Origin of the sequence: Zavarzinella formosa DSM 19928, from assembly GCF_000255705.1 — a bacterium.
Lineage (GTDB): Bacteria > Planctomycetota > Planctomycetia > Gemmatales > Gemmataceae > Zavarzinella > Zavarzinella formosa.
Genome location: NZ_JH636439.1, coordinates 2048844 through 2054599, shown reverse-complemented (window position 1 = coordinate 2054599; position 5756 = coordinate 2048844). Strand labels below are relative to the sequence as shown.

Here is a 5756-nt window from a genome sequence, read left to right as displayed (position 1 = left end):
CTGTCTAAAATCACCGATACTTTCGGGCAGGGCGGGACCTATTTAGGAGAGACAATGCAACAGAACGATGATTTCATCCGACAGTACGCCTTCCTGATCCCCGTTTTTTTTGTGGGAGGCTTGATGATGTTTTTTTATGTGTACGTCCGGCCAATCGTCCGGCCGCTCACAAACCTGTTCATGTATGAGGTGTTCTGTCTCTTTATTGACGTGATGGCGATCTTCCTCCCGTCGTGGCGGCTGGAGCGAACCGCCTTTTTGAGCCTGCCTTACCGGGACGCTCTGGCAGTGTTCCATGACAAAAAAGCCAGGGAGCAGTTTGAGGCTCGGGTGAAGGAACTCGCCGCCAAGCAAGGGGAGAAGGCCGCATGACCCGCCTCATCAACCATCACGCCCACAATGGTGCGGGCAAATTGCTCGACATCATCAGTAACTGTCTTCTGGAAAGTGAGCAAGGGGATGCCTGGAAGGCATTTTATTCCTCCTTAAGTGAAATCATTCAAGGGTACGAGGCCGATGCGATTCATGAACGGCGAAGACTGCTGGCGCTGCCTTCAGCCAAGGAGGAACGAAAGGACAAGTGATGAGCTACACGCTGCCACCATCGATGAGAAAAGTGCTGACCGAGGCGTTCAAGGCGTTCTTCTCCGGCCGAGAAAAGCCGGAGAGAACCGTTGCCTCGCCGAATGACCCGCCCAAGCAACCATTGAAGCGATAGGAGAGGATTCCGCACGGACGCGGATTTTTATGGAGCATCTATGGAAAAGCCGGAAGACTTGTGGCTGGAGGCAAAGGTCAACAGCCGTGTCGTTGAGATTTGCGAGGAACTGGGGTTGGATCTGGAAACCAACCCGTATGACGTGACCGTCCGCCGCGACCAAACAGGCCCTCACGTCAAAGCCGAGGCGATCCGGGGCGCGGGCGTCGAGGGCGTACGCCTTGTGCTGGCGGCGTGGGAGGGCCGGTGGGCCGTGCCGCCCAGGAAGGCGCTGGAATTCCTGATGCGCCGGAACGACCGGCTTGCAGACGGCCACTGATGCCTGACGCGGTTCAGCGGCGTGGCCATCACCACGTTCGTTCCACTGGCGGGCCTGACCGTCGATTCGTTCCGGGAGGCCGTCCTCAAGCTGGACGCGGAGCGCGAACTCCTGCTCAGGCTGGCCGACGAAGAGTTTGCGGACGAGGGGGCGGAAACGCAAGGACGCGAGCCGGCCCCGAAGAATGAGGCCGCCAGTGAAGTGACGTGCCCCGGATGCGAGACGGCGTTCGGCGTCGGCCGCGAACTGGACGGGAAGCGGCTGCAATGCAAGACGTGTAAGACGGTCTTCCGCGTCACGCTCCCGCCAGACAACCCCGCCGACAGCTAACCACACCCGAATCGACACGGAGGACAATCCCGCACGGACGCGGTTTAAGGAGCAGCCATGATTGACGCCGAACTGAAAACGTGGATGGATCGTGTCGAACAAATGCTCGCCGTGCTGGTGCAGCGGCAGACGGTCAAAGATTTCTATACCATCGAGGAATTTGCCATCCTCGCCGGCAAGGCCGAGTTCACGGTGCGTAACTGGGCGAGGATGGGCCGGATCAGCGCGGAGAAGAAGGGATCGGGTCGGGGGGCTTACCAGTCATGGGTTGTCTCCCACCAGGAGCTTGAGAGGTTCAGGCGTGACGGTCTGTTGCCCCTCAAGCGGTAATCCCGCTTCACGCAAAGGCCGACTTCATCACGTCGGCCTTGCTGTTCGGCGACAGATGCCGGTAACGCTTCTTCTGCTCCTCCGACTGGTGCCCGACGAACTCGTCGATCATGCGCTGATCGACCCCCTTCATGGCAAGGTGGCTGCAAAAGCTGTGTCTTAAAAAGTGCATGCCCCGCAGAGCCTCCCACTTCGTTCCTTTCACCGCCGCCCTCAACTGGTCATACACCTCCCTCGGAGACAACGGGGCAGGGGCGACGCTTCCCCGGTTCCTCACCGTCGCCATCCTCCCCTTTAGCCCCGAAGGTCGCTTCCCCTCGCTCTGGTGGCCCGTCGTCCGGCTTCGTTTCTTGCTCCGCGGCACAACAGCACCGTGGCAGAAGAGGTGCGGGCCGCCGGGATGGATCTCCAGCCACTCCCGCAGGGCGGCGTCGAGTTGCGGCGTCATGGGAACCCGGCGGTGCGTCCGCTTGTCGCGGCTTCGCTTCTTCTCGTGGATCACGACCGCCTGGCCCTCGAAGTCCACATTCCCGATCTGGGCCCGCATGATCTCGCTCCGGCGGGCGCCCGTGTAGGCGGCGAAGACGGCCAGCGGGTAGACGAAGGGATGAAGGGCGTTTGCCTTGATGACGGCCAGCATCTCCTCGATCTCGGGCAGGAGCAGGTAGACGCTCTCCCACAACACCTCCGGGTCGCCCCCGGCCGTGACTCTTCGCGTCACCTCGTCCATGGTCATGAACGGCGGCTTCTCGTCGGTCTTGGGAAACCGCAGGCCCTTGTTGGGGAACTTGCCGGAGGTGAGTTTGGAAAGCTCGCCCCAGTTCCACGCGGCCCGAAGGGTGGCCAGCTCCTTGCGGACGGTCACGACGCCGACCTTTCCGGGCTTTGACTCGCCAGGCTTGTTGACCCGCCTGTTGACGTAATCCTGGAGCTTGCCGAGGTCGATCTCGCCGACCGGCAGCTCCTCGCCCATGACGCGGCAGGCGTGGGCCAGGTGGATGTTGATGGTGTAGAGGGTGTTCGCCTCGACGGTGCCGTTGCCGTGGGCGTCGAGGTAGCGGTCGCGGAGGTGGCCGAGGGTGACGGCCTGGCGTTTGGTTTCGGGCAGGGTGGGGATGGTTGACGGCGGCTTGCCGTCATGCTCAAGAAAGGTGGCGATGTCCACCCCGTCCGGGATGGCGACGAGCTTCTGCTTGAGCCGGAGCAAAAGGTACTCGACCTGGGCCATCTTGGCGTTCGCCTCCTCCTGGGAGACTTTGCCAATGGTGAAGCCCTGGAGTTTGCCGTGGTGAAAAAACTGGACGCGGTAACTGCCGTTCCGCTCTTGCAGGGACGCCATGGTGCGGCTCCTCGTGCAACGTCAGTGCCATATCAGTGCAACAACTTTGCCAAAACTTTGCCAATGGCATTGTAACGACAAAGGGCAAGCACCCCGGCTTTCGCCGTAAGTGCTTGCCCAGTAAGCAGTGCCGAGGACAGGAGTTGAACCTGCACACCCTTGCGAGTACTAGCTCCTGAGGCTAGCGCGTCTGCCAATTCCGCCACCTCGGCATTAGTGTCACATCAGGTTATGATTCGTTCTTTCTCCGTCAAGACAATCCGGGCCGGTTTCTGGTTCAGGCGGGCTGCACGAATGACCGATAATGCTGATTTTGTTGCAAGACTCTTTGAATGTATGGACAGAAGCATGGCAGTCTGGTTTGCAGATTGTTGCGTCTGATCTGAAAAAACTCCCTGATCGCGCTCGGCCCAAAAGATTTTGTCGGTCAGTTGTGCATCACCAGGACAAGACAACGTCCTGACGACCGGATTACTTGCTCACTCCGCGGGCAACCAAGTCGGAGGGTTCCATTTTTTTGACCGTGCCGTCATTGAGCAAGACATACCCGCCTTCGGAAGGAGCTTTTTTTTCATAAGCGATTAACTCGTCCGAACCCTTGACTCCTTCGCCCCCCATTTTCTTGCCCCATATCACAATGATTTCACCGGATTTCACGGCGGCGTATCCGATCGGGCAACCACTTTCGAATTCGGCGAGATCGGCCGGTTTAGTCGGCCCCTTGTTGGCCTTCCCGGAATAAAGTCGGATCATGGAACTAACTTCGATCAGGGTGTCTGTCATTCCGGCTTGTACGGGGGCGGTGCTTTTTGTCTCCGGGGAACAACCAACCGTGCCGAGTACGAACATTGACGCGAAAGCCACAAAGGCGATCTGTCGGATCATGATAAAATCTCAAACGTTTTGAAAAAACAAACGGCGGCTTTTTTGCCCGCCGTCTTACAATTTAGCGATTTCTGAGTTCGTTGGCTGTCACGGTTTAGTTGGCCGTTACAGTCTCGCCGCCTGCTCGGGTACCGGTGGCGCGCCAGATCGCGATATCGGTGGTGTCGCGGAAGAATCGGACGCTCCCATCTCCCATGCAGGCGTTGGCCCCGCCGGTGTGATAGCTGCTGGCGCCGATGTGCATCGAACTGAAAGCAGCATTCCCGCAATTGTAATGCTGGACGCCAGACGCCACCTTACGGTTGTAGTTGATCGGCACGGTATGTGTGTAAACGAAGTTGCTTGGCAGGTTGCGGTAGTATTGCTGTCCGACATACTTAATCGAGGAATCCCAGTTCGACCCGTCGACACACATGGAGATGGTCGTTCCGTCGGTCTCATTGTAACCCGTGTTAGAGTTATTGATGATGACCGTGATGTTGTCGCGGATGCCCGAACCCGTGGACGCGTTGGTCTCCCGCGAACGCATGACTTCCGCGAACATCGCCGTGTTGCTTGTGCCATCCGTGATGGCGCCGAACGAGAAGCCGTTCATGATTGATCCCGCCGAGGGAAACGGAATCGAGAAGATTCCGTCGAGAGAGCCACCGCCACCGCGGTAATTCGCGTAGGCCCCCAGGGAAGCAAAGTAGTTTTGCCGGCCGGCGTTCGTGAAGGTGAACATCTGCGACGGGTCGGACGGACAGAGGAAAATCGGCACATCCCCGGCGCGGGCGGCGGCGTTGGCATTGGCCTTCGCCGGGATGCTCGCGGCAATGGCGGCATCACTGTTGACGTTGTAGTTCATGTCGAACTGATTGTATTTGTTGGCTTGCTCGAAATAGGGGAGGAGCAATGCCTGCAACGGCGCGCCCGACGACACAGTCGCCCCGGCGATCACGGTGGTGTGCTGCGTTGGCGGCAGCGTGCCATTCGTGCTCTCGTAGTTGTGGGCCGCCAGCCCGAACTGCTTGAGATTGTTGGAACATTTCATCCGGTTGGCAGCCTCCCGGATCTTCTGCACGGCGGGCAGAAGCAGGCCGATCAGGATGGCGATGATCGCAATCACCACCAATAGCTCTACGAGCGTGAAACCACTCCGACGCCGGATCATGGGTGTACTCCCGGAAAGGAGAAGATCAAAAAAGGAAAATTTCCGATTGATGTGACAGAGAGATAAATCTTGGATAAACCAAGATGTCATCATCTCATCAAATTCTAATGTAACAAGATCCGTTTGCCTACTTGAAAATCAATGAAGTTTTGCTCCTTGATCTTTCACACCTTGATAAGTCTTTTTTTCCTCTTTGGCATCGGCTTTGAGTAACGGTCCTCTGCGACGAACCCGGAATGAATTCTCCCGCATCTATTCCCAAGTGAATTGGAAGGCCCGACCCGCGATTTTTTACACTTGTGGGTAAAAGACCAATGTTCTGCGATTCTGAAGCGGCTTTTGCCCGGACATTTCGTGATGGGAATTTTTTTCAACGACGAGCATGCGTGGGCGAGCCTCGTCATTCGCCGAAAAATGAAGCCCTCCCATTTGCCTTCTAACAAGAAGGAACGTGAAAGCGGTCAGCATTGGCACACCGCGAATCCTCAATGGTCGTGCCGATGACCACGTCCAAGATGGTGAGGAACGGAAAAGTGTCATCGTCGGCGAGCAATAAAGTGTCCGCATTCGGGACAGTGGGCGGTGCCGGGTTGGTGGGGGAGGGCATGGATCAGCCTCTGAGAGTTGAGCCGCAGGACCATTTTCGAGGAGCAGTCACTCAGGTTTGCAGTCCCAGAATAAA

Annotated in this window: 9 protein-coding genes and 1 tRNA gene; 6 read left to right on the top strand and 4 right to left on the bottom strand. The window is 57.8% G+C overall.

Annotated features, from left to right (window positions below; genetic code table 11):
* From BGIM_RS0109740 to BGIM_RS0109715, 6 genes are all read left to right on the top strand, one after another.
* Positions 1-372: hypothetical protein (locus BGIM_RS0109740; protein ID WP_029629898.1), on the top strand; the 372-nt coding region annotated here is incomplete at its 5' end.
* Positions 369-584 carry a hypothetical protein gene (locus BGIM_RS0109735; protein WP_020469596.1) on the top strand — a complete coding sequence of 72 codons (216 nt, stop codon included), beginning with the start codon at positions 369-371 and terminating at the stop codon, positions 582-584. The genes BGIM_RS0109740 and BGIM_RS0109735, both read left to right, overlap by 4 nt.
* Complete coding sequence (locus tag BGIM_RS67780) at positions 584-718, top strand: hypothetical protein (protein WP_020469595.1); 135 nt, start codon at positions 584-586, stop codon at positions 716-718. The genes BGIM_RS0109735 and BGIM_RS67780 overlap by 1 nt, the downstream gene beginning before the upstream one ends.
* A 40-nt stretch (positions 719-758) precedes the next feature.
* Positions 759-1037 carry a hypothetical protein gene (locus tag BGIM_RS0109725; RefSeq protein ID WP_020469594.1) on the top strand — a complete coding sequence of 93 codons (279 nt, stop codon included), beginning with the start codon at positions 759-761 and terminating at the stop codon, positions 1035-1037.
* Between the two features lie 21 nt (positions 1038-1058).
* Entirely contained in the window at positions 1059-1367 is a 309-nt protein-coding gene (locus BGIM_RS0109720) for a zinc ribbon domain-containing protein (RefSeq protein ID WP_020469593.1), read from the top strand.
* Positions 1368-1424: 57 nt separating this feature from the next.
* Positions 1425-1697 (top strand): MerR family transcriptional regulator, encoded by a 273-nt coding sequence (locus BGIM_RS0109715; protein ID WP_020469592.1) that lies wholly within the window; start codon positions 1425-1427, stop codon positions 1695-1697.
* A 7-nt stretch (positions 1698-1704) separates the two neighbouring features.
* Here the strand turns inward: BGIM_RS0109715 and BGIM_RS0109710 are convergent, their stop codons facing one another.
* From BGIM_RS0109710 to BGIM_RS0109695, 4 genes are all read right to left on the bottom strand, one after another.
* A complete protein-coding gene (locus BGIM_RS0109710) occupies positions 1705-3036 on the bottom strand; it encodes a tyrosine-type recombinase/integrase (protein ID WP_020469591.1) in 1332 nt (443 codons plus the stop codon).
* 128 nt (positions 3037-3164) lie between these two features.
* Positions 3165-3248: transfer RNA gene (locus tag BGIM_RS0109705), tRNA-Leu, on the bottom strand.
* 259 nt (positions 3249-3507) lie between these two features.
* The gene (locus tag BGIM_RS57220) at positions 3508-3921 is read right to left on the bottom strand and encodes a hypothetical protein (protein ID WP_020469590.1); all 414 of its coding nucleotides are present in this window, start codon (positions 3919-3921) and stop codon (positions 3508-3510) included.
* 94 nt (positions 3922-4015) lie between these two features.
* Entirely contained in the window at positions 4016-5074 is a 1059-nt protein-coding gene (locus BGIM_RS0109695; RefSeq protein ID WP_020469589.1) for a DUF1559 domain-containing protein, read from the bottom strand.
* Between the last annotated feature and the right edge of the window lie 682 nt (positions 5075-5756).

Bases quoted from the DNA above. Each gene is read 5' to 3' on its own strand.
- BGIM_RS0109735 (WP_020469596.1), top strand. From the start codon at position 369: ATGACCCGCCTCATCAACCATCACGCCCACAATGGTGCGGGCAAATTG.
- BGIM_RS67780 (WP_020469595.1), top strand. From the start codon at position 584: ATGAGCTACACGCTGCCACCATCGATGAGAAAAGTGCTGACCGAGGCG.
- BGIM_RS0109725 (WP_020469594.1), top strand. From the start codon at position 759: ATGGAAAAGCCGGAAGACTTGTGGCTGGAGGCAAAGGTCAACAGCCGT.
- BGIM_RS0109715 (WP_020469592.1), top strand. From the start codon at position 1,425: ATGATTGACGCCGAACTGAAAACGTGGATGGATCGTGTCGAACAAATG.
- BGIM_RS0109710 (WP_020469591.1), bottom strand. From the start codon at position 3,036: ATGGCGTCCCTGCAAGAGCGGAACGGCAGTTACCGCGTCCAGTTTTTT.
- BGIM_RS57220 (WP_020469590.1), bottom strand. From the start codon at position 3,921: ATGATCCGACAGATCGCCTTTGTGGCTTTCGCGTCAATGTTCGTACTC.
- BGIM_RS0109695 (WP_020469589.1), bottom strand. From the start codon at position 5,074: ATGATCCGGCGTCGGAGTGGTTTCACGCTCGTAGAGCTATTGGTGGTG.